Raw genomic sequence first — 23,773 nt, forward strand, 5'->3', positions numbered from 1 at the left:
CCCCCGGGGAGGTGCCTCACGCGTAGCGGCGGACCGCCACCATGGTGCGGGTGCCGAAGCGGGCGCCGAGCACCGCCGCCACCGCGCCTAGCAGCATCGCCGCGAAGGCCCAATAGGCCGCCGTCGCCGCCGCCGTCGCCGCCGCATCGGCAGCCTGGCGGGCGGCCTGCTCAGCCTGCTGCGCCGTCTGGGTCGCCTGCTGCTCCACCTGCTGGAGGCGGGTCTGCGCTTCCTGCGGGGAGAGGTTGTATTCGGCGGCCACCAGCGCATTCAGCCGCTCCCGGTCACCGGCCGGCAGGTTGCCGCTGGTCACCCGCCGGGTGAGCAGCGAGGCGATCTCGGCATTGCGCTGGTCGCTGGTCATCGCCGCGGGGTCGCCGCCGGCCCGCAGCGCCGCTTGCGCCCGGTCCACCAGTTGTTGCGGGTCGAGCCGCTGCGCCACCGGCCCGGCCGCGGCCGAAACCGCCTGCCCGGCGCCCTGCGCCACGCCGCCGAGGATGGAGGAGGCACCCTGCACCACCGTGCTGGCCGCGCCGGAGATCACATTCCCGAGCAGCACGGCCGAGATCAGGAAGGCAATGCCCCAGACCGCGAGCCCATGCAGCGAACTGTCGGTCCCGTCCGAGGTGCCCGAGAGCCTGGCCGCGACATAGCCGCCGACCCCCAGCCCGATCAGGTTCGCCACCAGCAGCCAGATGCCGCCGCCGATGCCGAAGCTGCTGGCGGAGGGTGTATCCCCGGTGGTGGCATCCACCGTGCTGACGCCGATCGCGACGCCGAGGACGTTCAGCATGACACCCACCGCGATGGCGACGATGCCGCCGGCGAAGACGGCCCCCCCAGGAGACGCGTGGGGGAAGGGCGGGCGCACCTTCCGGCACGGCAGTGCCGACGACGGTGTCGGCCGTGGTGACGCGGGTCTGCATGGTGGTCTCTCCTGATGAACCGCAGTTGGCTCGCCCCGGCAACGCGCGCTGCAAGGGACAGTTCGCCCGGGGCCTGCACGCAGGGGGCGAAAAGCGCCGGGGCCACGCCAGGGATGCGCGGGGGACACGGGCGCCCGGCCCCCGCCGGCCAGGAACTGCGGATTGCCGCTTGCTTCCGCATCGCCCCCGGTCCAAACCGCTTTCCGTCCCCCGCCTCTCCTTGGCCTTGCGGCCTGCTGGATCTGGAAACCGCGATGCAGGTCTACCTGCCCATCGCCGAGATGTCGGTCGATGCCCTGCTGCTGGTGGGCATCGGCTTCGCCGTGGGCTGGCTCTCGGGCCTGTTCGGCGTGGGCGGCGGCTTCCTGCTGACGCCGGTGCTGATCCTGATCGGCATCCCCTCCCCGGTCGCCGTCGCCTCGGGCGCCAACCAGACGCTCGGCGCCAGCGTCTCCGGCCTGATCGCGCAGTGGCGGCGGGGCAATGTCGATGCCCGGATGGGCACGGTGCTGCTGGCGGGCGGCTTCGCCGGCTCGGTCGCCGGGGTGCAGTTGTTCGCGCTGCTGCGGCGGATCGGCCAGGTCGATCTGGCGGTGTCGCTGTTCTATGTGGTGGTGCTCGGCACCGTCGGCGCGCTGATGGTGATGGAGAGCGTGCGCGCCATCCTGCGCCGCCGCACCGCCACGAGGCGCAAGCTGCACGAGCATTTCTGGATGCACGGCCTGCCGCTGAAGATCCGGTTCAGGAAGTCCAGGCTCTACATCTCGGTCATCCCGCCGGCCCTGATCGGCTTCGGCATCGGCGTGCTTTCGGCCGTGATGGGCGTGGGCGGCGGCTTCATGCTGGTGCCGGCGATGATCTACCTGCTCGGCATGCCGACCGGGGTGGTGATCGGCACCTCGCTGTTCCAGGTGGTCTTCGTCGCCGCCAACGTGACCCTGCTGCAGGCGGTGCAATTGGGCAGCGTCGATCTGCTGCTGACCATGCTGCTGCTGCTGGGCGGCGTGGCGGGCGCGCAATTCGGCGCCGCCATGGGCACCAGGCTGCGTGGCGAGGAAACCCGGGCGCTGCTTGGCCTGATGGTGCTGGCGGTGGCGATCAGCCTGCTATGGGGCCTCCTGCGGACCCCGGCCAATCTCTACAGCAGCGGGCCGGCGCTGTGAGCCTGCGCCGGCCGGCGGGGCTACCCTGCCGCTCCGCGGCGGGGTCGTCATGCCGCTCCGCGGTGGGGCTCTCATGCCGCTCCGCGGCGGGCCTCTCATGCCGCTCCGCGGCGGGGCTGCTCGCCTTGCTCGCGTTGCTGGTGCTGGCGGCGCCGCGCGCCCTGGCGCAGGAGGTGCCGCTGGTCGCTGCCCTGTCGCAGACCGCCGTCGAGGTCAGCACCGGCTTCACCGGCGCCGCGCTGATGGTCTTCGGCTCCACCGAGGCGCCGATCGGCCCGGGCGGCGACGAGATCCTGGTGGTGGTGCGCGGCCCGACCCGGCCGCTGGTGGTCCGGCGCAAGGTGAAGGCGCTCGGCCTGATCTGGGTGAATGGCCCGGCCGCCCGCTTCGCCCAGGTGCCGGGCTTCTACGCCATCGCCGGCACCCGCCCCGCCTGGCAATTGCTGCCGGAGGAGGTGCGGCAGCAGAATGGGCTGGGGCTGGACGCCCTGCCGCTGGTCAGCACCGGCGCCCGCGCCCCCGGCTTCCGGGCGGCGGTGCTGGAACTGGAGACCGCCTCCGGCCTCTGGCTCGAGGATGCCGCGCCGGTCGAGATCGGCGGCAGCCGGCTGTTCCATGTGCAATTGCCGCTGCCGGCCGCCGTCCCCACCGGCGAGTACCGGGTGGAGGTGCTGCTGGTCCGCTCCCGCCGGATCGTGGCGCGGGAGGAGATGGGCTTCCGGGTGGACCGGGTCGGCACCGCCGACCGCATCGCGACCATCGCGGATACCCGGCCCCTGGTCTACGGTGTGCTCTGCGTGCTGCTGGCGGCACTGGCCGGCTGGGTCGGCAGCATCCTGTTCCGGAGGAGCTGATGCCAGAGGGCGAGGGACGAACCGAGGAAGCCGCCGCCGCACCTGCCAAGCGCGACCGGGTCTTCCTGGTGGTGGTGGATGACAGCCCGGAGCGCGAGGTGGCGCTGAAATACGCCTGCCTGCGCGCCCGCAAGGGTGGCGGCCGGGTGGCGTTGCTGCGGGTGATCGAGCCCACGGGCATCACCGAATGGGCCGGGATCGGCGTCATGATGCAGGAGGAACGGCGGGAGGAGGCGGAGAAGCTGCTCTCCGGCCTGGCCGCGCAGGTGAACGAGATCACCGGCGGCCTCCCCATCCTGCTGATCCGCGAGGGCGAGGGGCGGGACGAGTTGCTGGCGTTGCTGGAGGAGGACCCGCGCATCTCCATCCTGGTGCTGGCCTCCGCGGCCTCGGGCGGCGGCGGGCCGGGGCCGCTGATCGCGGCGCTGACCGGGCGCTATGCCTCGCGCGTCACGGTGCCGGTGACGATCGTGCCGGGGACGCTGGACGACAAGGAGCTGGAGCGGGTGACCTGAACCGCGGCCGGCGCCGAAACGGCCGGCAGGGATGGGCCCCTCGGCTTGCAAGCGGGCGGAAAACCGACCACATCAGTCCGGTAATCGCCCCCATCTCCGGGACCCCGCGCATGTTCATCGAAACCGAAGGCACCCCCAACCCCGCCACCCTGAAATTCCTCCCCGGCCGGGAGGTGATGGGCGCCAGCGGCACCGCCGATTTCGCCAGCCCCGAACTGGCCGCCCGCAGCCCGCTGGCCGCCCGCATCTTCGCCCTTGGCGGCGTCGCCCGGGTCTTCCTCGGCGCTGATTTCATCACCGTGACCCAGACGGAGGAGGCCGATTGGCAGGGCCTGCGGCCGCAGGTGCTGGGCGCGATCATGGAGCATTTCATGGCCGGCCTGCCGGTCCTGGAAGGCCAGGAGGATGCCGAGGCCCTGGACGGCGAGGATGATTTCGACCCCGCCGATGCCGAGATCGTCGAGCAGATCAAGGAACTGCTCGATACCCGGGTCCGCCCGGCCGTTGCCGGCGATGGCGGCGACATCGTCTTCCGCGGCTTCCGCGACGGCGTGGTGCGGCTGCACCTCCAGGGCGCCTGTTCCGGCTGCCCCTCCTCCCGTGCCACCCTGAAGCATGGGGTGGAGAACATGCTGCGGCATTACGTGCCGGAAGTGGTGGCGGTGGAGCAGGTGGAGGCCTGACGGCCGGCGGGAGCCAAGCGGCCCGATGACCGGAGGGCCGCAAGGCCCGAAGGTCTGAATCGGCCCGCGGGATCCAGCGGCCCCGGGCGTCGCGCGCCGCCATCACCCCAGGTGATGGCGGCGATCCCGCCCCCGGCATTGGCCAGACCCGCCCTGCCCGCGCTATCGGTGCGGCCCCGATGGAGGAATCCGCATCCATGTCCAGCGACCAGCCCCTCGACGACCGCGCGCTCGACCAGATCTTCCGCACCGCCCGCACCCAGAACAAGTGGCTGGACCGGCCGGTGCCGGACACCCAGTTGCAGGAGCTCTACGACCTGCTGAAATGGGCGCCGACCAGCGCCAACGGCTCCCCCGCGCGCTTCGTCTTCGTCCGCACGGCGGAGGGCAAGGCGCGGCTGAAGCCGGCGCTTTCGGCCGGCAACCTGGAAAAGACCATGATCGCGCCGGTGACGGTCATCGTCGCCCATGACCTGCGCTTCTACGACCAGTTGCCCCGGCTCTTCCCGCATGCCGATGCGCGGTCCTGGTTCGCCGGCAGCGAGACGCTGGCCGAGGTCACCGCCTTCCGCAACGGCACCCTGCAGGGCGCCTACCTGATCCTGGCGGCCCGCGCGATCGGCCTCGATACCGGGCCGATGAGCGGCTTCGACAATGCCAAGGTGGATGCGGCCTTTTTCGCCGGGACCAGTTGGCGCAGCAATTTCCTGGTCAATCTCGGTTATGGCGACCCGGCCGGCCTGTTCGACCGCAGCCCGCGCCTCAGCTTCGACGAGGCCTGCCGGCTGGAATAGCGCGGCCCGCCACCCGGCGGCGGCGGTTACGCCGCCGCCTGCCCTGCGCTCGGGTCGAGGCGGTAGCCGCCGCCCTCGGTCAGCAGCAGCCGGGCATTGGACGGGTCCGGCTCGATCTTCTGCCGGAGCCGGTAGATATGGGTTTCCAGCGTGTGGGTGGTGACGGCGCTGTTGTAGCCCCAGACCTCGTTCAGCAGCACCTGCCGCGGCACCGGTTTGCCGCCGGCCCGGTAGAGGTATTTCAGGATCGCGCTTTCCTTCTCGGTCAGCCGGATCTTGCGGTTGCGGGCCGGCTCCAGCAGCAGCTTGGCGGAGGGGCGGAACATGTAGGGCCCGATGGTGAAGACCGCGTCCTCGGAGTTGTCGAAGACCCGGAGCTGGGCGCGCAGCCGCGCCAGCAGCTCGTTCAGCCGGAAGGGCTTGGCGATGTAGTCGTTGGCGCCGGCATCGAGGCCGCGCACCACGTCCTGCTCGGCATCGGCGCCGGTCAGCATGATGATGGGAATCTTGAGGCCCTGCTTGCGCAGCCGCGCGCAGAGCTCCCGCCCGTCGCCATCGGGCAGGCCGATATCGAGCAGGACCGCGTCGAAGCGCGCCTCCGCCGCGGTCAGCAGTTGCTCCGCCTCGGTGGCGTTCTCCGCCTCGGCGGGCGCGAACTCCCCATCGAGCGAAAGCTGCTCGGCAAGGGTCTGCCGCAGGGCGGCGTCATCGTCGACGATCAGCAAGGGGCGCGGCCCGGCCATGCCATCTCCCAGTCTGCAAGGATGCTCAAGCCAAAGATATATGGCCCCCATAGATGCAAGGGCCACAGAACGCTACCGGCAGGTTGCCTAGCCACATTCGATGGCGAAGCTAAGGCAGGGTGCCATGCTATTGATGCCATTTCGCGACGAGTCATCGCAAGTGCGACATAATACCGGGTTTATGCTGGCGGCCCTGCTGTCACGCGCCCTTGCGGCGCCACATTCACGGTGCGCCATGCAGCCCCGAGGAACCCAGAATTAAAATGAGCATGCCCGCCCCCCCTTGCCCCGCAGCCGCTCCCGCCTTCACCCCTGCCCGATGCCGCCACGCTGGCGCTGCGTGCCGTGCATCGCGCGGCGGCGGATCTCCGGCGCGGAACGCCCGTGCTGCTCCGGGGCGGCGATCACCTTCTCGTGTTGGCGGCCGCCGAGGCGGTCGGGGCGCGTGGCCTGGCGGAGCTGGCCGCCATCGCCAAGGCACCGCCCCTGCTGCTGCTGGCCCGCGCCCGAGCCGCCGCGCTGGCCCTGCCCCCGGCCCTCCGGGCCCTGACGCCGCCCGGCACGGAGGAGGCGGAGGCGGTGGCGCTCCGCCTGCCGCCGGCGCTGCTTGACCCCGCCGTGCTGCGCAGCCTGGCCGATCCCACCGCCGAACGCCTGCTGCCCGAGCCCGGAAAGATCGAACGGCTGCCGGCGCCGCCGCTTGCCGCCGCGGCGGTGGCTCTGGCCAAGCTCGGCCGGCTGCTCCCCGCCCTGGTCGCCGCCCCCGCGAGGGAAGCGCCGCGGCCAGGCCTGCCAATGCCAAGCCTGCTGGTGGTGGAAGCGGCGGATGTGCTGGCCTATCCCGCCGCCGCCGCGACCTCGCTCCGCCGCGTGGCGGAGGCCGCGGTGCCGCTGGAGGATGCGCCGGATGCCCGCATCCAGGCCTTCCGCGCCGCCGATGGCGGGATCGAGCACCTGGCGATCCTGGTCGGCCAGCCGGAGGCGCTGGCGGCGCGGGGCGGCGCGCCGCTCGTCCGGATGCATTCGGAATGCTTCACCGGCGACCTGCTCGGCTCGCTCCGCTGCGATTGCGGGCCGCAATTGCGCGGCGCCATCCGGCGCATGGCGGCCGAGGAGGGCGGCGTGCTGCTCTACCTGGCGCAGGAGGGGCGCGGCATCGGCCTGGTGAACAAGCTGCGCGCCTATGCCCTGCAGGATATCGGGCTCGATACGCTGGACGCCAACCGGGCGCTGGGCTGGGGCGCCGATGAGCGCAACTTCCTGGTCGCCGCCACCATGCTCGACCAGCTCGGCATCCGCCGGGTCCGGCTGCTGACCAACAACCCGGACAAGCTGGCGGCGCTGGCCGCCTGCGGCATCGAGGTGGAGGGGCGGGAAGCGCATGCCTTCGCGCCGAACGGTGTTAACGACCATTATCTGGAGACTAAGGCCAGGCGCTTCGGGCACCTGCTGGCATGAGGCAGCGGCGATGACCGAACCCGGCCTGGCCCTGGTGACGCCGGACGGGCTGCTCCGCTTCGCCGGCCAGACTTGGCGCTGCGCCCTCGGCCGCGGCGGGGTGCGGGTGGAGAAGCAGGAGGGCGACGGCGCCACGCCCGCCGGGCGGCTGCCGCTCCGCCGCCTGCTCTACCGCGCCGACCGAGTGGCGGCCCCCGCCTGCCTGATGCCGGCGGAGCCGATCGCCCCCGGCGATGGCTGGTGCGACGACCCGGCCCATCCCGACTACAACCGCCAGATCCGCCTGCCCCACCCGGCCCGGCATGAGGTGCTGTGGCGGGAGGATGCGCTCTATGACCTGGTCGGAGTGCTGGGCTGGAACGACCGGCCGGTGGTGCGGAGCCGCGGCAGCGCCATCTTCCTGCACCTCGCCCGGCCGGACTACGCCCCCACCGAGGGCTGCATCGCGCTGCCGGAGCGCGACCTCCGCGCGTTGCTGGCCGCTGGCCTGACCGCCATCGAGGTGCTCCCGGCCGGGTGAACGGCCGCTTGTATCCTGCGGGCCGGTTCACGCCCTCCGGCTTCGCCTCCAGACGACCGGGCCGATCAGCCCTGCCCGCGCGCGCCGAAGATCGCGGAGCCCACCCGGACATGGGTGGCGCCGCAGGCGATGGCCGCCTCGAAATCCGCGCTCATGCCCATGCTGAGCACGGCCAGCCCCTGCCGCGCCGCAAGCTCCGCCAGGAAGCGGAAATGCGGCACCGGGTCCTGGTCCACCGGCGGGATGCACATCAGCCCCTGCACGGGCAACCCGTGCTCCTCCCGGCAGGCGCGCAGGAAATCCGCCGCGGCGGCGCGGGGGATGCCGGATTTCTGCGGCTCCTCCCCGGTATTCACCTGCACCAGCAGGCCGGGCCGGCGGCCCTCCTGCGCCATCGCCGCGGCCAGGGCCAGGGCCAGGCGGGGGCGGTCCAGGCTTTCGATGACATCGGCGAGGCGCACCGCCTCCCGCGCCTTGTTGGTCTGCAAGGCGCCGATCAGGCGCAGGCGGAGCGCCGGGTGGGCGGCCTGCAAGGCGGGGAATTTCCCCGCCGCCTCCTGCACCCGGTTCTCCCCGAAGACCGCCTGCCCGGCGGCCAGCGCGGCCGCCACCGCCTCCGGCCCATGCGTCTTGGAGACGGCGACGAGCGTGACCGACCCGGCCGGCCGGTTGGCGCGGGCGGCGGCCTCGGCGATCCTGTCCCGGATGCGGGCGAGATTCGTGGCGATGGTGTCCTGGTTCGACATGCGATGCGGAGCCTGGTGGCCTGGTGATCCAGCGAAGGAAGCGGGCAGGACACTAGGGCAGTATCGCGCCCTGCGGAATCACCTGGAGCGACCGGATGGCCATGCCAGCGGCAGCCCGCATGGCCGGTGAGCCGGGGCAGGCCGGGCTTGCGGCGGCGTCCCGGCGCCTCCGGCCCGGCCCCGCCGGGAGCCAGGCCCAAGGACAAACCCAGGGGCGGGTGCTGCCGCGGCTGTTCCTGTTCAGCGACAGGCTGCGGCTGCCCGATCCGCGCGCCGCGGCGGCCCGGCTGCCGCCCGGCGCGGCGGTGGTGGCGCGCGGGCTGGCGCCGGCGGTGCTGGCCGGGCTGGCGGCGCTGGCGCGGCGGCGGCGCCTGGTCCTGCTGGTGGCCGGCGACGGGCGGGCGGCGCTGCGGCTGGGCCGAGGCTTGCGGGCCGGGCTGCATGTGCCGGACCGGCACGGCACGGCGGGGCTGGCGCCCTTCCTGCTGGCCCGCCGGGCGCGGCCGGGTGGGCTGCTGCTCACCGTGGCGGCGCATGGCCGGGCCGGGCTGGCGCGCGCCCGGCGGCTCGGCGCCGATGCGGTGATCCTGTCGCCGGTCTTCCCCACCGCCAGCCATCCCGGCGCGCCGGCGCTCGGCCTGCTGGCCTGGGCGGCGCTGGCGCGGCGGGCGGGGCGGCCGGTGGTGGCGCTGGGCGGGGTGACGGGGGCGAATGCCGGGCGGCTGCCACGCTGGGCGGCGGGCTTCGCGGCAATCGGGGCCCTGGCCGGCGCGCCACGGCGGCTGTGGCAGACCAGCCACAGTGTTTCAGGGATGTCGCGGTAGGGCCAAGAGGCCGGTTGCCGTGGATTGTTCCGCTGCCCCATAGTCCGCCCAGGCCCGGGTGCGCCTGTGCATCGGCATTTGTCGGTGTTTGGGGGGCAGCCTCCTGGCGGAACGGTGTTCCGCACGGGGGGTGCAGGCGGGTCGAGGGAACAGCCGGGCTCGCCCGGCGCGTGAGGAGGATATCAATGCGCAAGATTCTGCTGGGCACCACCGCGGTGGTCGGCGCTGCGCTGCTGGCCCCGACCATGGCCGCGGCACAGGAAGCCCCGACTGTCCGCGTTGGCGGTTATTTCCGCGCCTACTACGGCTACACGCAGCAGACCGGCCAGAACGTCACCGGCTTGACGCCGCAGGGCACCGTGGTCCAGCCGGCCCAGGTCGGCGATGCCGGCATCGGTGCCACCGGCACCTCGACGGCCCAGTCCGCCCGGAACAGCCAGCACGACTTCTCGACCGATGCCGAGATTCACGTCTTCGTGAACGGCAAGACGGCGAACGGCCTCACCTATGGCGCCGTGGTCGAGATCCAGTTCGACAACAACGAGGCCACCGCCCGGACCGCCCGCCGGTCCTATCCGTCCAAGACCGGCGCGGACATCGATGAGGCCTATGCCTTCATCGCCTCGCCGACCTTCGGCCAGATCCGCTTCGGCGACGAGGATGGCCCGGTCGGCGGCCTGATGAACGCCGGTTACGTGACCAACTTCGGCACCGGCGGCATCTACGGCGACTGGCAGGATTTCGTGATCCGGCCGAACCGCACCACGACCTCGCCCGGCGAGATGGGTGACAACACCAAGATCATCTACCTGTCGCCACAGTTCTTCGGCTTCGACTTCGGCGGCTCCTTCGCGCTGAACGAGGGCGAGGGCGCCGATACGGGTTGCGTGAGCAGCCTCGCCGGTCCCTTCTGCGACCGCGCCTATGCCTCCCAAGGCGTGACCAGCTTCGGCCGCGCGACGACCAACCTGCCCGGCCGCCGCAACGAGTACCAGCTGATGGCCCGCTGGCGCGGCAACCTGGCCGGCGTCGGCCTGGCAGCCAGCTTCGGCTACATGGGCGCCTCCGCGGTGCGCGACATCACCGTGACCGGCACCCAGTTCCAGACGCTCCGCAACCCGCAGATCTGGGAAGCGGGCCTGCAGGCCACCGCCTATGGGTTCACCCTGGGCGCCAACTACAAGTGGGGCAATACCAGCTACTTCTACATCCCCACCATCCGCGGCGAGCAGGACATGTCCCAGATCTTCCTGGGCGGCTCCTATACCGCGGGTCCGTTCAGCATCGGTGCGAACGGCTTCTTCCAGACCGTTGCCGGCACCGCGGGCAGCGCCTTCAACACCACGACCGGTGTCCTCTCGCAGAACACCAACTCCACTCCGCGTGGCCAGCGCCGCTACGGCTACGGCATCGGCGCCAACTACCGCCTGGCGCCCGGCCTCGACCTGGTGGCCGAATATGTCCGCCACGTGATCCACGAGAATGGCGTGGATCTCGATGGCCAGGCCAACAACGGCGTGCAGGACAAGCTGCGGGCCAATGTGTTCCTGGTGGGCACCCGGCTGGCCTTCTGATCCCTTGGGATCGGCAGCCTGAAGGGGGGCGGCGGGGCAACCCGCCGCCCTTTTTCATGCCGCGCCCCGATCGGGCCATTTCCCGCTTGATCCGGGGCTGCACTTGCCCCAATCGTGCGGCCACCATGAAGCCCATCCTCTTGACCCTCGGCCTTCTCCTGCCGGTCCTTGCCGCCTGTGGCGGCGACAACCAGCGCATGGTCCAGAACGACGAATATGGCGACTACCGCCGTGGCGCGGTGCGCCAGCGGCCGCTCGGCACCAGCGCCGGCATCGTCATCTTCGGCGTGGACAAGGAACGCGAGGCGCGGGAGGCCGCGGCCACCGGCGGCGGTGCCGGCCTCAGCGTCAATGCCTATCTCTGGCGCGCCACGCTGGACACGCTCTCCTTCATGCCGCTCGCCTCGGCCGACCCCTTCGGCGGCACCATCATCACCGACTGGTACGCCCCGCCCGGCGCGCAGGGGGAGCGCTTCCGCGCCCAGGCCTATGTGATGGGCCGCCAGCTCCGCTCCGACGGCGTCCGGGTGCAGGTCTTCCGCCAGACCCAGGACCGGACCGGCCAATGGGTGGACAGCCCGGTCTCCGCCGCCACCAACTCCGAGATGGAGGACAAGGTCCTCGCCCGCGCCCGGGAATTGCGGAGCCAGTCGGCCTCCCGCTGACGGCTGCGGGCTGCAGCCCGGTCCTTGGTGGCGATCCGTTTCGCCGCGCGTTATTGAGTGCGGACAAAGGGCAGGCACTTCGGCGCCAAGACCCGCAAGAGCGGACTCAAGCCGGGAGGGAGGGTTGCTGATGTCCAGGCCAATTCCGTTCCTCGCCCTGTTGCTGCTGGCGGCCGGCTGCGCCCCAACTCCGTCGCCGCGGGCCGCTGCCTGCGTCCCGGGCAGTGCGGGCTGTAGTCAGGCCAATGCCCCGGTGGCGGCCTTCGACCCGCTGGATACCGGCGCCGCCCCGGCCTCCTCCGGCATGGGCTATTAGAGCGTGATCGCTTGAGGTGCTCGCACCGAAAAGCGTGAATCACGCGATCAAACAAAGGCCTGGAGCATGATGCGTGAACGAAGGTGAACGCATCATGCTCCAGGGAACGCGTCGCCCGCCCTGGCTCCTTGCCCTCGCGAGCCCATTGCGGCGCCTGCCTGAGTCCAGGGGAGTGCCGTCTGCTCCAGGCCCATCCAGGCGGAACAGGGCTGGTTCCTGGGCCGCCAGGCCATCCCCGCTCGCGCGGAAGGCGCCGAGGGACCGGCACGGCGCACCCGCCACGCCCAGGCACCACGCCGCCGGCCGGCCCCGGAACAGGGCGGTGCCGCGGCGGCCCCGCCGTGCCAGGATGCGGCATCCGCATGTCCCCGCCTGCCCCACCGCCTTTCCTTACCGCGCTCCGCCCGGGTGCCGCCGTCGCCTTCGGCGCCCCGGCCATCGCCATGGGCGCCACCTTCCTCGCCTTCGGCGCGGCGGTGCGGGAGGCCGGGCTCGGCCTCGGCTGGGCGCTCGGCGCCTCGCTGCTGGTCTATGGCATGGCGGGGCAGCTTGTGCTGCTGGCCTTTGCCGCCCCTGGCGTTGCGGCTGGCGGCATCGCCCCGGCGGTGCTGGGGGCCACTGCCGCCAATGCCCGCTTCCTGCCAATGGCGGTGGCGCTGGCGCCCTGGCTCGACGGCCGGCCGGAGGGGTGGCGCCGCTGGCTGGCGCTGCCCTTCATCGCCATCACCCCCTGGGCGGCGGCCATGCGGGTGCTGCCCGCCCTGGCGCCGCCGGCGCGGCTGCCCTGGTTCCTTGGCTTCGCGCTGGTGTCCTGGGGCGGGGCGGGGCTGGCCACGGTGGCCGGGCACCTGCTGGCGCCGCTGCTGGACCGGGGGCTGCTGGCGGCGCTGCTCTTCGCCAACCCGCTCTACTTCGCCCTGCTGCTGGCCGCCGAACTGCGCGCGGTGGCGCCGCGCCGCGCCATCCTGGCCGGCATCCTGGCCGCTCCGCTGGCCCTGCTGCTGCCACCGGCCTGGGGGCTGCTGGCCACGGGGGTGCTGGGCGGCACCGCGGCCTTCCTGATCGGCCAGATGGGCGCCAGGCAGCGTGGCCGAGGCTGACCTCGCGCTGCTGCTGACGGCGCTGGCGATGCTGGCGTTGCGGGCGGCGGGGCTGCTGGTGGCCGGCGCGCTGCGGCCGGATCACCCCTTCATCCTCTGGGCCAGCGCGGTGTCCCAGGCGGTGCTGGCGGGGTTCGTGGCATTGGCCATCGCGGTGCCGGGCGGGCTCGCGGCGACGGTGCCGCTGCCGGCGCGGCTGGCCGGGCTGGCGGCCGGGCTGCTGGCCTTCGCGGCGTTGCGCGGGCGGCTGCTGCCGGCGCTGGGGGCGGGGTTGGCGGCGCTGCTCGGGGTGCGGGCGGTGCTTGGGGGATAGAGCAGATCGCCGCAGGGCGGAACCGCCCGGAGGCGTGAATCTGCTCTACAAGCAACAGGCTACAGCGGCGTGCCGAATTGATGGTTCGGCACGCCGCTGTAGCCTGTCGCGGCAAAGCCCCGCCGGCGCTCTACAGCAGGCCGAGGTTCCGCAACTCCCGCCGCAGCGCTTCCGGCAGCGCCTCCGCCCCGCGTGCCTCGGCACCCTCCGCCACATCCGGCGGCGCCGCCTCGGCGGCCAGGTAGCGCCAGCCCTGGAAGGGCTTCATCTGCCGCGCCGCCACCGGCACCAGCGCCGGGTCCAGCACCAGCCCGGCGCATGAGGTGCCGTCGTTCCAGGCTTCCTCGCGGATGTCGAGGATACGCTGACGCACCTGCACGAAACCCGCCACCACCCAGTAGATGGAGCCGCCGGCCAGGATCTCCGCCGCCCGGCGCGGAAAGCTGCGGGTCTGGTGGCGCAGCGGTGGGTCGGCCACCGCGCGGCGCGCCTGAATGGCCTGCAACTGCCCGACATCCTTGGGGCCGACCGAGAGCTTGATGAGATGCAGCACGCCCCGGGATGTATCCCCATGGCGCCGCGCCGCAAGGCCCATTCCGGCGCCGTTGCTTGACCGTGGCGGCCGCCGGCCGACAGGCTGCGGCACAATGCAGCGGCACGCCCGGGCATGGGCCGGAGCGGGATCGCTGACGCGCATGGCCGCCCTTCCCTCGGGGACGAGGGCGGCCTATTCCCTTGACCTCAGGCAAATCACCGGCAGCCATGAACGACGCCAATACCAACGCCCGCCCCGAGACGCATCCCGACGCGCGTCAGGACATCCGCCACGACTTCAAGCAGGCCGAGCCGCGCTGGCAGGCGGAATGGGAGCGGCGCGGCTGCTTCGCCGTGCCGGACGTGCCGGATGGCAGCCAGCCCAAATACTACGTGCTGGAAATGTTTCCCTACCCCTCGGGCAAGATCCATATGGGGCATGTCCGCAACTACACGCTCGGCGATGTGGTGGCCCGCTACAAGCGGGCGCGCGGGCATCTGGTGATGCACCCGATGGGCTGGGACGCCTTCGGCCTGCCGGCGGAGAATGCGGCGCGGGAGCGCGGCATCCATCCGGGGAAATGGACCTACGACAATATCGCCGCCATGCGCGCCGAGCTGAAGCGCATGGGCCTCTCGCTCGACTGGGCGCGGGAATTCGCCACCTGCGATGTCGAGTATTACGGAAGGCAGCAGAAGCTCTTCCTCGACTTCCTCAAGGCCGGGCTGGTCGAGCGGAAGGAAAGCTGGGTCAACTGGGACCCGGTGGATGGCACGGTGCTCGCCAATGAGCAGGTGATCGATGGCCGCGGCTGGCGCAGCGGCGCGCTGGTGGAGAAGAAGCAGCTCAGCCAGTGGTTCTTCGCCATCACGAAATACGCACCCGACCTGCTGGAGGCGCTGGGCTCGCTGGACCGCTGGCCGGACCGCGTGAAGACCATGCAGGCCAATTGGATCGGCCGCAGCGAGGGCGCGCGGGTGCGCTTCAAGCTGACCGAGCCGGTGGGCGACCTGGCCGAGGCACCGGCGCCGGGCATCCATGAGGTGGAGGTCTTCACCACCCGGCCCGACACCCTGTTCGGCATGAGCTTCCTGGCGGTGGCCGCCGAGCATCCGCTGGCTGCCGCCGCCGCGGCGCGCGATGCGAAGGCGGCGGGTTTCGTCGCGGAATGCCGCCGCATGGGCACCAGCGAGGCCACCATCGAGCAGGCGGAGAAGCGCGGCTACGACACCGGCTTCCGCGTCGCGCATCCCTTCATCGAGGGCGCGAGCTTCCCGGTCTGGATCGCCAATTTCGTGCTCATGGAATACGGCACCGGCGCCATCTTCGGCTGCCCCGGCCATGACGAGCGCGACCTGGAATTCGCCCGTCAATACGGGCTCGGCGTGGTGCCCGTGGTGCTGCCGCCGGGCGCCGATGCGGCCAGCTTCGCGATCGGCGACACCGCCTATACGGATGACGGCACCATCATCAATTCCGGCTTCCTGAACGGGCTGCCGACCGGCCCGGCCAAGCGCGCCGCGATCGAGGCGCTGGAGGCGCGGGGCATCGGCACCGGCGTGGTGAATTGGCGGCTGCGCGACTGGGGCGTCTCCCGCCAGCGCTACTGGGGCTGCCCGATTCCGGTGATCCATTGCGAAGCCTGCGGCGTGCAGCCGGTGCCGGCCGGGCAGTTGCCGGTGAAGCTGCCGGAGGATGTGGATTTCTCCCGCCCCGGCAATCCGCTCGACCACCACCCGACCTGGAAGCATGTGGACTGCCCGGCCTGTGGCAAGCCCGCGCGCCGCGAGACCGACACCTTCGACACCTTCGTCGACAGTTCCTGGTATTTCGCCCGCTTCTGCAGCCCGCATGCGGAGGAGCCGGTGACGCGCGCCGCGGTCGATGCCTGGCTGCCGGTGGACCAGTATATCGGCGGCATTGAGCATGCGATCCTGCACCTGCTCTACAGCCGCTTCTTCACCCGCGCGATGCGCGATACCGGCCATGTCTCGGCGGGCGAGCCCTTCGCCGGGCTCTTCACCCAGGGCATGGTCACGCATGAGAGCTACAAGGCCCCGGACGGCACCTGGCTCTATCCGGAAGAGATCGAGCGGCAGCCCGATGGCGGTGCGGTGCTGCGTGGCACCAGCCAGCCCGTGACGGTCGGCCGTGTCGAGGCGATGTCGAAGTCGAAGCGCAACACGGTCGATCCCGGCTCCATCATCGACCGCTACGGCGCGGATACGGCGCGCTGGTTCATCCTCTCCGACAATCCGCCGGAGCGGGACATGGAGTGGACGGAAAGCGGCGTCGCCGGCGCCTATCGCTTCACCCAGCGGCTGTTCCGCCTGACCGCCGCGGCGCTACCCGGCCTGCCGCCGCCCGGCGCCGATGCCGGGGCCGCCGAGGGCGCCGCCCGCAAGCTGCGCCAGGCGACGCACCACACCATCGCCGCGATCACCGAGGCGCTGGAGAGCTTCGCCTTCAATGTCGGCGTCGCCCGCATCCATGAATTCGCCAATGCCATCGCCGAGGCCGAGGGCGCGACGGACCCTGGCATCGGCGCCGCCCGGCGCGAGGCGCTGGAGGCCATTGCCCGCCTCGCCAGCCCGATGATGCCGCATCTGGCGGAGGAGCTGTGGTCGCTGCTTCGCCCCGGCGAGACGGCGCTGGTGGCGGAACTGCCCTGGCTGGAGGCCAACCCGGCGCTGCTGCGGGCCGAGACGCTGACGCTTGCCGTGCAGGTGCTGGGCAAGCTGCGCGGCACGATCGAGGTGCCGGTGGATGCGGATGCAGCGACCATCTTCGCCCAGGCGGAGGCGGAGGAGAATGTGCAGCGCGCCATTGCCGGCCGCCCCATCCGGAAGCGCATCCATGTCCCGGGCCGTGTCGTCAATTTCGTGGTCTAGTTCGGGCCCCGAGCATGAACAGGAAATATTTGGTGGATAATCCAGGTTTCACCGGAATTTCCTCGCGCCGCCGGCTGCTTGGCCTGGCCGGGCTGCTGGGGTTTTCGGGCTGCGGCTTCCGGCCTCTCTATGCGCCGGTAACGGAGGCGGATGGCAGCGCATCCGATCTCCGCGAGGAGCTCGCGGCGGTGCGCGTCGCCAATATCGGCGAACGCTCGGGCCAGTTGCTGCGGCGCGAGCTGCAACGTCGCTTCGAGGGCAGCGCGCCCGGCACGGCAGCGCGCTACAACTTGGTGGTCGGGATCAGCTATGGGGCGGAGGCGCTGGGCTATCGGCGCGACGGTGCCATCACCCGGCTTCGCTACACCGCAAGCGGCAATTGGACCCTGACCACCCTGTCCGTGCCGCCGCAGCCCGTGGCCGCCTCCAGCATTCCCACCCGGGTCATCGATTCCTTCAATATCCCCGACCTGCAATTCTTTGCGGCCGATTCCGCGCGGGATGCGATGGAAGCCCGCTTGGTGGAACAGCTTTCCGAGGAAATCTACCGCCGCGTAGCCTTGGAGCTGCGGCGGCGGAAGGAAAGCCGCCCGGCCTGAGCCATGGCGAAGCTGGATGCCCGGCGGGTCGGCGCCTTCCTCACCGATCCCGGCCAGACCCGCGTGGTGTTGCTGCATGGCGACGACCCCGGGCTGATCCGCGAAAGGGCGGAGGCCTTGGTGCGCACCGTCACCGCGGGCGATGCCTTGCGCCTGGTGGAGGTGCCCCGTGATGCCTGGCGCGACGCCGGGCTGCTGGCGGCTGAGGCGGCCAGCCCGCCGCTCACCGGCGGCCGCTGCCTGGTGCGGGTGCGGGATACCGGGGATGGCTTCACCGTTTCGGCCAAGGCGGCCCTGGCCGGCCCCGGCCCCGGGCTGGTGGTGCTGGAGGCGCCGGAACTCGCCTCCCGTTCCAAGCTGCGCGCCCTGCTGGAGCCGGCACCCAATGCCGCGGTGATTGCCTGCTACCGCGAACGCGGGCCGGAACTGGCGGGCTCGATCGGCCGCATCCTGGGGGAGCTTGGCGTCTCGGCCGAGCCGGCGGCGCTGGACTGGCTGGCGCAGCGCCTCGGCGAGGATCGCATGCTGCTGCGGCGGGAGTTGGAGAAGCTGGCGCTCTATGTCGGTGCCGGCGGCAGGGTGACGCCGGAGGATGCGGTGGCCTGCGTGGCGGAGGGCTCCGCCCTCGACCTGGAGGAAGCGCTGATGGCGGCCATGTCGGGCGAGGTCGGCACCGCCGACCGGGCGCTCGATACCGCCTTTGCCGAGGGCGCCAATGCGGTGCAGGTGGTGCGGGCGGCGCTCCGCCATGTGCAGCGGCTGCATCTTGCGGCCCTGGCAGTGGCCGGCGGCGCGGCGGCCAGCGCGGCGCTGGAAGGGCTCCGCCCGCCGGTCTTCTTCCGCCACAAGCCAGGCTTCGAACGCGCGCTGCGCCTCTGGCGGCCGGAGGCGCTGGAGACGGCCGGAGCGGCGCTGCTGGAGGCGGAGCGGCGGACCAAGACCACCGGCCTGCCCAGTGTGACGGTGGCGCGGAACGCGGTGCTCGGCCTGGCACGGCAGGCCGCCGCGCGGCGCTGAGCGCCGGTCAGCCCTGCAGCAGCCGGATCACCCCATCCAACTGGTCGAGATCGCGGTAATGGATGGTGACCTGCCCGCCGCGCCCGCCATGCCGGATCGCCACCTTGAGGCCGAGGCGGCCTGACAATTCCCGCTCCAGCGCCGCAGTTTCGGGATCGGGCTGGGTGGTTGGGCGGGCGGCGGGGTCGCGCGGCTTGCTGGCGGCCAGCGCCTCGGTCTGGCGGACATTCAGGCCGCGATCCACCACCTGCAGGGCCAGCACCTCGGCATTGGGCGTGGTGAGCAGGGCGCGGGCATGGCCGGCAGTGAGCGCGCCCTCCCGCAGCAATTCCCGCACCCGGTCCGGCAGGCCGAGCAGGCGGAGGGTATTGGCCACATGGCTGCGGCTTTTCCCAACGGACTGGCCCAGCGCATCCTGGGTCAGGCCGAATTCGTCGAGCAGGCGGCGGTAGCCCTCGGCCTCCTCCAGCGCGTTCAGGTCCTGGCGCTGGAGATTCTCGACCAGCGCGGCCGCCATGGCCTCGCGGTCGGTGAGGTTGTGGACCACCACCGGCACCTCGTGCAGCGGCACGAGCTGGGCGGCCCGCCAGCGGCGCTCGCCGCCGATGATCTGGTAGTGGCCCTCCTGGTCCGGCTTCGGGCGCACGAGGATGGGTTGCAGCACGCCATGCTCCCGGATCGAATCCGCCAATTCCTGGAGCGGTGTGGGGTCGATCGGGCCGCGCGGCTGGAAGGGGCCGGGCTCCAGCTTCTCGATCGGCAGGCTGCGCAGCGCCTCGGCACCGCCCGGGGCAGAGGCGGCGGGTGCCTCGCCCAGCAGGGCGGAGAGGCCGCGTCCAAGCCGCGGCGCCTTCCTCACCGTCGTCGTCATGCCTTCTTCCTCGTTCGCGCCCGTTCCCGTTCCCGCCGACGCAACTCGGTTGCCAGCTTCACATAGGCCTGGGCGCCCGGTGAGCGGAAATCATAGAGGGTGACGGGCAGGCCATGCGATGGCGCCTCGCTGATCCGGACGCTCCGGGGAATCATCGTCTCGAAGACCTGGTCCTTGAAATAACCGCGGACATCGGAGGCCACCGCCTCCGACAGGTTGTTGCGTCGATCGAACATGGTCAGCACGATGCCCTCCAGCGCCAATCTCGGGTTGAGGGCATGGCGCACCCGCTCGATGGTCTGGGTGATCTGGGTGACGCCTTCCAGCGCGAAGAATTCGCATTGCAGCGGCACCAGCACGCTTTCCGCCACCACCAAGGCATTCAGGGTCAGCAGCCCGAGCGAGGGGGGGGCAGTCCAGGAAGATGTAGTCGTAGCGCCGCAACACATCCGGCACTGCCCAGAGGATGTCCTGCAAACGGTGCTCGCGGTCCTGGATGCCCACCAATTCCACCTCGGCGCCGGCCAGGTCCGGATCGGCGGGCACGATGGAGAGCTTGGGGATGGCGGTCGGGCGGATCACCTCGGCCAAAGGGCGCTCCTCGATCAGCAGCGCATAACTGCCGATGCCGCGATCCGCGCGGGAGATGCCGAGGCCGGTCGAGGCATTGCCCTGCGGATCGAGGTCGATCAGCAGCACGCGATGCTCCGCCGCCAGGACGGTCGCCAGGTTGATGGCTGTCGTGGTCTTGCCGACTCCGCCCTTCTGGTTGGCGAGGGCGATGACACGAGGCATCGCGCGATCAGGCTTTTGCGCCGACAGGACGGATCTCGCTGATGCGGAGGATGGTGGAAGAGGCGTCGGTCCGGCTCGGGAACCGTTCGATCCGCATATTCCAGCCCCGGGCGGCTGCCGTCAATTCCTGAGCGACGGAACGCCCTTTCGGAAAGAGCGCAATGCCGTCCGGGGCCAGCAGGCGGTGCGCGTAGCGCAGCAGATCCGGCAATGGCGCGAGCGCACGGGCGGTAAGAACCGCGGATGGTGGAAGGGCGGCCGCCTCGATTCGGAGGGGATGCACGGAAACCCGGTGCAGGCCAAGGGTGCTGGCCGCCTCGATCAAGAAGGCGGCTTTGCGGCGGTCCGATTCGACCAGATGGGTTGGCCTGCCTGTCGCCAGGGCGAGGACCAGGCCCGGGAAGCCGGCGCCGGAGCCGAGGTCTGTGATGGTGCCATCGCCACGGGGCAGCAGCGGGGCAAGCTGGAGCGAGTCCAGCATGTGCCGCCGCCAGAGCACGGCCATATCGGCTTCAGCAACCAGGTTGATACGCGCGTTCCAGCGTTGCAGCAGCGCCAGGAAGTCGTGCAGCTTGGCCTCTGTTTCACGTGAAACGCCGAAGTCCGACAGCGTCTCCGGTTTCACGTGAAACGCGCCTCGGACCGGCGCAGATGGACACAGAGGGCCGCAAGCGCAGCCGGCGTGACGCCTGGAATCCGCCCGGCACTACCGAGTGTCGCCGGGCGAGCCTTGGCCAAGCGTTGGCGCATTTCCGCGGAAAGCCCGGGCACCTCGGCGAAATCCAGCACCGGCGGGATGGCCAGGCGCTCCTCCCGCTCCAGCACCCGCAACTCCGCGGCTTGCCGCTCCAGATAGGGGGCATAGAGCGCCTGCGCGTCCAATTCCGCCCGCACCCGCGGCGGCAGGTCCCGCAGCCAGGGGAAAAGCCGCAGCGCCGCTTCCGCCGTCATGGCGGGAAGAGCGAGCGCCTCCAGCGCGCTCCGCCAGCGCCCGTCCTGGTTCACCGGCACCCCTGCGGCGACATAGCGCGCCGGGCTGGCGCCATCCTGCCGGCCCCGCGCCAGCGCCTCCTGCACGGCGGCACTGAAGGTCCGATGCGCCGCGGCTCGGCTTGGCCCGACGCAACCCCAGGCGATGCCCTTCTCCGTCAACCGCAAGCCGGCATTGTCCGCCCGCAGCGCCAGGCGGAATTCCGAGCGGGCGGTCAGCATCCGATAGGGCTCCGTCACTCCTTGCAGCACCAGGTCATCCACCAGCACCCCGGCATAGGCCTCGCCCCGATGCAGCACCCGGTCCGGCACCTGCCCGGCAGCCCGGCAGGCAGCGTTCAGCCCGGCCAGCAGGCCCTGCGCCGCCGCTTCCTCATAGCCGGTGGTGCCATTGATCTGGCCGGCGAGGAACAGCCCCGGCACTGCGCGGAGTTCCAGGCTCGGTGCCAGGGCGCGCGGGTCGACATGGTCGTATTCGATGGCATAGCCGGGGCGCAGGATGCGCGCTCGCTCCAGCCCGGGAATGGAGGCGACCAGCGCCGCCTGCACTTCCTCCGGCAGGCTGGTGGAGATGCCGTTCGGATAGACCGTGTCGTCGTCTAGTCCCTCCGGCTCCAGGAAGATCTGGTGCCGGCTGCGGTCGGCGAAGCGCACCACCTTGTCCTCGATGGAGGGGCAGTAGCGCGGCCCCACCCCCTCGATCCGCCCGCCATAAACGGCGCTGCGGTGCAGGTTGGCGCGGATCAGGTCATGGGTGGCCGGGGTGGTCGTGGTGATGGCGCAAGCGACCTGCCGGTTCCCGATCCGCTCCGTCATCCAGGAGAGCGGTTCGGGCGGGTCATCGCCCGGCTGCGGCTCCAGCGCTGCCCAGTCGATGGTCCTGCCATCCAGCCGCGGCGGCGTTCCGGTCTTGAGCCGGGCCAGCGGCAGCCCCAGCCGGCGCAGGGTTTCCGCCAGGCCGATGGCCGGCGCCTCTCCGACCCTGCCGGCCGGGATGCGCCGCTCGCCGATATGGATTTCGCCGCGAAGGAAGGTGCCGGTAGTGATCACCACCGCCCCGGCGGCGATCCTGCGGCCCGAAGCCGTCACCACCCCGGCGGCACGGCCATCCGTGCCGAGGATCAGGTCCTCAGCCGCCTCGGCCGCGAGCGTCAGGCCTGGTGTCGCCCGCAACAGCGCCTGGACTGCTTCGCGGTAGAGCTTGCGGTCTGCCTGGGCGCGCGGTCCGCGCACGGCCGGCCCCTTGCTCCGGTTCAGCAGCTTGTAATGGATGCCGGCGGCATCGGCGGCGCGGGCCATGAGGCCGTCCAGGGCATCGATCTCGCGCACCAGATGCCCCTTGCCGATCCCGCCAATGGCAGGGTTGCAGGACATCTCGCCGAGGGTGCCGATGCGGTGCGTCAGCAGCAGGGTGCGGGCGCCGCAGCGCGCCGCCGCGGCCGCCGCCTCGCAACCGGCATGGCCGCCGCCCACCACCACCACATCCCAGATTTCGTCATGCATGGCGGCTCTATAGCGGAGGCCGTCCCGGCACCGAAGGGCCCCGGCCTATTTGCCGATGCAGAACTCCGCGAAGACCGCATCCAGCACCGCTTCCACCCCGACCTGGCCGGTGATGCGGCCCAGTGCCCGAAGCGCCGCCCGCAGCGCCTCGGCCCGCAATCCCGGCAGGACCGCCGAGTCCAGCTCCGCCAGCCAGCCCGCCGCGTCCTGCAAGGCCGCGCGGTGCCGCGGCCGGGTCAGCGGTGCTTCGGCTGCCAACCCGGCCCGGGCCGCCGCCTCCTGCGTCAGCCGCGCCCGCAGTTCCGGCAGGCCATCCCCGGTCCTGGCCGAAAGGCCGATCACCGGCACCCCGCCGAGCAAGGCCGGGACCGTCGCCAAATCCGCCTTGTTCACCACGGCCAGCACGCCCGGCCGTACCAGGGCCAGCGTCTCCGCATCCGGTGCCTGGTCCGCGGCGAAGAGTGCGAGAACCAGGTCAGCCTCCTTGGCCCGACGCCGGGCGCGGCGCACGCCCTCGGCCTCGATCTCGTCCGCCGCCTCGCGCAGCCCGGCGGTATCCGCCAGGGTCACCGGCACGCCGCCAAGGTCGAGCCGCGCCTCCACCACATCCCGCGTCGTCCCGGCCCGGGCGGAGACGATCGCCGCCTCCCGCCCAACCAGCGCGTTCAGCAGCGAGGACTTGCCGGCATTGGGCGCGCCGAGGATCGCCACCAGCAGGCCATCCCGCAGCCGCTCGCCCCTTCCGCCGTCGGCCAGATGCGCCGCCATCTCCGCCCGCAGCGCCGCCGCCGCCCGGCCCACCGCGTCATCCAGCCCGGCCGGCAGGTCCTCATCCTCGAACTCGATGAAGGCTTCCTGCTGCGCCAGCAGACGGGTCAGCCGTGTTGCCCAGCCGCCATAGAGCGCGGCCAGCGCCCCCTCCGCCTGGCGAAGCGCCTGGCGCCGCTGCGCCGCGGTTTCCGCCGCCACCAGGTCGGCGATGCCCTCGGCTGCGGTCAGGTCGAGTTTGCCGTGCAGGAAGGCACGGCGGCTGAACTCACCGGGCTCGGCCGGGCGGGCGCCGGCGGCTACCAGCGCCTCCGCGACCCCGGCGATCACCGCCGGGCCGCCATGCAGGTGCAGTTCCGCCGCATCCTCGCCGGTATAGCTGCGTGGCCCTGGGAACCAGAGCAGCAGCGCCCGGTCCAGCACCTCGCCGCTTGACGGGTGGCGCAGGCGGCGGAGGCTGGCCAGGCGTGGCGGCGGCAAGGCCCCAGCCAGCGCCACCACAACTCCACCAGTGCCAGCGCCGGAGAGCCGCAGCACCGCCACCGCCGCCCGCCCGGCACCGGAGGCCAGGGCGAAGATAACATCCGAATTCATGTAAGCCTGGGCCAAT

24 protein-coding genes and 1 pseudogene are annotated in these 23,773 nt (G+C 71.8%); 16 read left to right on the forward strand and 9 right to left on the reverse strand.

The features are described from left to right. Positions 1–16: 16 nt before the first annotated feature. Positions 17–871 carry a hypothetical protein gene (locus KSF81_RS02455; RefSeq protein WP_309139449.1) on the reverse strand — a complete coding sequence of 285 codons (855 nt, stop codon included), beginning with the start codon at positions 869–871 and terminating at the stop codon, positions 17–19. Positions 872–1,180: 309 nt separating this feature from the next. Between KSF81_RS02455 and KSF81_RS02460 the strand changes: the two genes are divergently transcribed. The 5 genes from KSF81_RS02460 to KSF81_RS02480 all read left to right on the forward strand — a co-directional run bounded on the left by KSF81_RS02460 (position 1,181) and on the right by KSF81_RS02480 (position 4,935). Then, complete coding sequence (locus KSF81_RS02460) at positions 1,181–2,089, forward strand: sulfite exporter TauE/SafE family protein (protein WP_217377583.1); 909 nt, start codon at positions 1,181–1,183, stop codon at positions 2,087–2,089. 125 nt (positions 2,090–2,214) lie between these two features. Further along, positions 2,215–2,943 carry a TIGR02186 family protein gene (locus tag KSF81_RS02465; RefSeq protein WP_217377584.1) on the forward strand — a complete coding sequence of 243 codons (729 nt, stop codon included), beginning with the start codon at positions 2,215–2,217 and terminating at the stop codon, positions 2,941–2,943. Next, positions 2,943–3,458, forward strand: a complete 516-nt coding sequence (locus tag KSF81_RS02470; protein WP_217377585.1) for a universal stress protein — start codon at positions 2,943–2,945, stop codon at positions 3,456–3,458. Before KSF81_RS02465 ends, KSF81_RS02470 begins: the two co-directional genes overlap by 1 nt. A gap of 110 nt (positions 3,459–3,568) precedes the next feature. After that, positions 3,569–4,141, forward strand: a complete 573-nt coding sequence (locus KSF81_RS02475; RefSeq protein ID WP_217377586.1) for a NifU family protein — start codon at positions 3,569–3,571, stop codon at positions 4,139–4,141. Between the two features lie 197 nt (positions 4,142–4,338). Further along, the gene (locus tag KSF81_RS02480) at positions 4,339–4,935 is read left to right on the forward strand and encodes a malonic semialdehyde reductase (protein ID WP_217377587.1); all 597 of its coding nucleotides are present in this window, start codon (positions 4,339–4,341) and stop codon (positions 4,933–4,935) included. 26 nt (positions 4,936–4,961) lie between these two features. Here KSF81_RS02480 and KSF81_RS02485 read toward each other — a convergent pair whose 3' ends face one another. Further along, on the reverse strand, positions 4,962–5,678 hold the full coding sequence (locus tag KSF81_RS02485) for a response regulator transcription factor (RefSeq protein ID WP_217377588.1): 717 nt from the start codon (positions 5,676–5,678) through the stop codon (positions 4,962–4,964). 384 nt (positions 5,679–6,062) lie between these two features. On the opposite strand from KSF81_RS02485, the gene KSF81_RS02490 reads away from it, so the two are divergent. Continuing rightward, positions 6,063–7,136 carry a GTP cyclohydrolase II gene (locus tag KSF81_RS02490; protein ID WP_309139450.1) on the forward strand — a complete coding sequence of 358 codons (1,074 nt, stop codon included), beginning with the start codon at positions 6,063–6,065 and terminating at the stop codon, positions 7,134–7,136. A 10-nt stretch (positions 7,137–7,146) separates the two neighbouring features. Continuing rightward, positions 7,147–7,656: a L,D-transpeptidase gene (locus KSF81_RS02495; RefSeq protein WP_217377589.1), complete on the forward strand. Its 510-nt coding sequence runs from the start codon at positions 7,147–7,149 to the stop codon at positions 7,654–7,656. Positions 7,657–7,721: 65 nt separating this feature from the next. Here the strand turns inward: KSF81_RS02495 and KSF81_RS02500 are convergent, their stop codons facing one another. Then, entirely contained in the window at positions 7,722–8,402 is a 681-nt protein-coding gene (locus KSF81_RS02500) for a YggS family pyridoxal phosphate-dependent enzyme (protein ID WP_217377590.1), read from the reverse strand. 119 nt (positions 8,403–8,521) lie between these two features. Between KSF81_RS02500 and KSF81_RS02505 the strand changes: the two genes are divergently transcribed. The 6 genes from KSF81_RS02505 (at position 8,522) to KSF81_RS02530 (ending at position 13,194) form a co-directional block, all read left to right on the forward strand. Then, positions 8,522–9,226: a thiamine phosphate synthase gene (locus KSF81_RS02505; RefSeq protein WP_217377591.1), complete on the forward strand. Its 705-nt coding sequence runs from the start codon at positions 8,522–8,524 to the stop codon at positions 9,224–9,226. Between the two features lie 185 nt (positions 9,227–9,411). Beyond that, complete coding sequence (locus KSF81_RS02510) at positions 9,412–10,800, forward strand: porin (protein WP_217377592.1); 1,389 nt, start codon at positions 9,412–9,414, stop codon at positions 10,798–10,800. 125 nt (positions 10,801–10,925) lie between these two features. Continuing rightward, positions 10,926–11,465, forward strand: a complete 540-nt coding sequence (locus KSF81_RS02515) for a DUF3576 domain-containing protein (RefSeq protein ID WP_217377593.1) — start codon at positions 10,926–10,928, stop codon at positions 11,463–11,465. A 130-nt stretch (positions 11,466–11,595) separates the two neighbouring features. After that, positions 11,596–11,781, forward strand: coding sequence for a hypothetical protein (locus KSF81_RS02520; protein WP_217377594.1), 186 nt, complete (start codon positions 11,596–11,598; stop codon positions 11,779–11,781). Positions 11,782–12,143: 362 nt separating this feature from the next. Further along, positions 12,144–12,881 carry an AzlC family ABC transporter permease gene (locus KSF81_RS02525; protein ID WP_217377595.1) on the forward strand — a complete coding sequence of 246 codons (738 nt, stop codon included), beginning with the start codon at positions 12,144–12,146 and terminating at the stop codon, positions 12,879–12,881. Further along, positions 12,868–13,194, forward strand: coding sequence for a hypothetical protein (locus KSF81_RS02530; protein WP_217377596.1), 327 nt, complete (start codon positions 12,868–12,870; stop codon positions 13,192–13,194). Before KSF81_RS02525 ends, KSF81_RS02530 begins: the two co-directional genes overlap by 14 nt. Positions 13,195–13,324: 130 nt before the next feature. Here KSF81_RS02530 and KSF81_RS02535 read toward each other — a convergent pair whose 3' ends face one another. Then, on the reverse strand, positions 13,325–13,747 hold the full coding sequence (locus tag KSF81_RS02535; protein ID WP_309139451.1) for a DUF1489 domain-containing protein: 423 nt from the start codon (positions 13,745–13,747) through the stop codon (positions 13,325–13,327). Positions 13,748–13,956: 209 nt separating this feature from the next. Here KSF81_RS02535 and leuS point away from each other — a divergent pair, with 209 nt between their 5' ends. The 3 genes from leuS to holA are packed head-to-tail and all read left to right on the forward strand — an operon-like array spanning position 13,957 to position 18,236. Continuing rightward, complete coding sequence (leuS, locus tag KSF81_RS02540; RefSeq protein ID WP_217377598.1) at positions 13,957–16,620, forward strand: leucine--tRNA ligase; 2,664 nt, start codon at positions 13,957–13,959, stop codon at positions 16,618–16,620. Between the two features lie 32 nt (positions 16,621–16,652). Continuing rightward, positions 16,653–17,219 (forward strand): LPS assembly lipoprotein LptE, encoded by a 567-nt coding sequence (gene lptE / locus KSF81_RS02545; protein WP_217377599.1) that lies wholly within the window; start codon positions 16,653–16,655, stop codon positions 17,217–17,219. A gap of 3 nt (positions 17,220–17,222) precedes the next feature. Continuing rightward, the gene (holA, locus tag KSF81_RS02550) at positions 17,223–18,236 is read left to right on the forward strand and encodes a DNA polymerase III subunit delta (protein WP_217377600.1); all 1,014 of its coding nucleotides are present in this window, start codon (positions 17,223–17,225) and stop codon (positions 18,234–18,236) included. Positions 18,237–18,243: 7 nt separating this feature from the next. Here the strand turns inward: holA and KSF81_RS02555 are convergent, their stop codons facing one another. The 5 genes and pseudogenes from KSF81_RS02555 to mnmE form a co-directional block, all read right to left on the reverse strand. Further along, the gene (locus KSF81_RS02555) at positions 18,244–19,107 is read right to left on the reverse strand and encodes a ParB/RepB/Spo0J family partition protein (protein WP_217377601.1); all 864 of its coding nucleotides are present in this window, start codon (positions 19,105–19,107) and stop codon (positions 18,244–18,246) included. After that, positions 19,104–19,902 (reverse strand): annotated as a pseudogene (locus KSF81_RS02560) (ParA family protein). Before KSF81_RS02560 ends, KSF81_RS02555 begins: the two are co-directional and overlap by 4 nt. Positions 19,903–19,909: 7 nt before the next feature. Further along, entirely contained in the window at positions 19,910–20,527 is a 618-nt protein-coding gene (rsmG, locus tag KSF81_RS02565) for a 16S rRNA (guanine(527)-N(7))-methyltransferase RsmG (protein WP_217377602.1), read from the reverse strand. Then, positions 20,524–22,395: a tRNA uridine-5-carboxymethylaminomethyl(34) synthesis enzyme MnmG gene (gene mnmG, locus KSF81_RS02570; RefSeq protein WP_217377603.1), complete on the reverse strand. Its 1,872-nt coding sequence runs from the start codon at positions 22,393–22,395 to the stop codon at positions 20,524–20,526. Before mnmG ends, rsmG begins: the two co-directional genes overlap by 4 nt. Before the next feature lie 45 nt (positions 22,396–22,440). Further along, positions 22,441–23,757, reverse strand: coding sequence for a tRNA uridine-5-carboxymethylaminomethyl(34) synthesis GTPase MnmE (mnmE, locus tag KSF81_RS02575; RefSeq protein WP_217377604.1), 1,317 nt, complete (start codon positions 23,755–23,757; stop codon positions 22,441–22,443). Positions 23,758–23,773 lie beyond the last annotated feature (16 nt).

It is taken from the genome of Siccirubricoccus sp. G192 (genome assembly GCF_019084075.1).
Classification (GTDB): Bacteria; Pseudomonadota; Alphaproteobacteria; order Acetobacterales; family Acetobacteraceae; genus G192.

Coding starts and splice junctions, on each gene's coding strand:
- KSF81_RS02460 (WP_217377583.1), top strand. CDS start 1,181: ATGCAGGTCTACCTGCCCATCGCCGAGATGTCGGTCGATGCCCTGCTG.
- KSF81_RS02470 (WP_217377585.1), top strand. CDS start 2,943: ATGCCAGAGGGCGAGGGACGAACCGAGGAAGCCGCCGCCGCACCTGCC.
- KSF81_RS02475 (WP_217377586.1), top strand. CDS start 3,569: ATGTTCATCGAAACCGAAGGCACCCCCAACCCCGCCACCCTGAAATTC.
- KSF81_RS02480 (WP_217377587.1), top strand. CDS start 4,339: ATGTCCAGCGACCAGCCCCTCGACGACCGCGCGCTCGACCAGATCTTC.
- KSF81_RS02485 (WP_217377588.1), bottom strand. CDS start 5,678: ATGGCCGGGCCGCGCCCCTTGCTGATCGTCGACGATGACGCCGCCCTG.
- KSF81_RS02495 (WP_217377589.1), top strand. CDS start 7,147: ATGACCGAACCCGGCCTGGCCCTGGTGACGCCGGACGGGCTGCTCCGC.
- KSF81_RS02500 (WP_217377590.1), bottom strand. CDS start 8,402: ATGTCGAACCAGGACACCATCGCCACGAATCTCGCCCGCATCCGGGAC.
- KSF81_RS02505 (WP_217377591.1), top strand. CDS start 8,522: ATGGCCGGTGAGCCGGGGCAGGCCGGGCTTGCGGCGGCGTCCCGGCGC.
- KSF81_RS02510 (WP_217377592.1), top strand. CDS start 9,412: ATGCGCAAGATTCTGCTGGGCACCACCGCGGTGGTCGGCGCTGCGCTG.
- KSF81_RS02515 (WP_217377593.1), top strand. CDS start 10,926: ATGAAGCCCATCCTCTTGACCCTCGGCCTTCTCCTGCCGGTCCTTGCC.
- KSF81_RS02520 (WP_217377594.1), top strand. CDS start 11,596: ATGTCCAGGCCAATTCCGTTCCTCGCCCTGTTGCTGCTGGCGGCCGGC.
- KSF81_RS02525 (WP_217377595.1), top strand. CDS start 12,144: ATGTCCCCGCCTGCCCCACCGCCTTTCCTTACCGCGCTCCGCCCGGGT.
- leuS (WP_217377598.1), top strand. CDS start 13,957: ATGAACGACGCCAATACCAACGCCCGCCCCGAGACGCATCCCGACGCG.
- holA (WP_217377600.1), top strand. CDS start 17,223: ATGGCGAAGCTGGATGCCCGGCGGGTCGGCGCCTTCCTCACCGATCCC.
- KSF81_RS02555 (WP_217377601.1), bottom strand. CDS start 19,107: ATGACGACGACGGTGAGGAAGGCGCCGCGGCTTGGACGCGGCCTCTCC.
- mnmG (WP_217377603.1), bottom strand. CDS start 22,395: ATGCATGACGAAATCTGGGATGTGGTGGTGGTGGGCGGCGGCCATGCC.
- mnmE (WP_217377604.1), bottom strand. CDS start 23,757: ATGAATTCGGATGTTATCTTCGCCCTGGCCTCCGGTGCCGGGCGGGCG.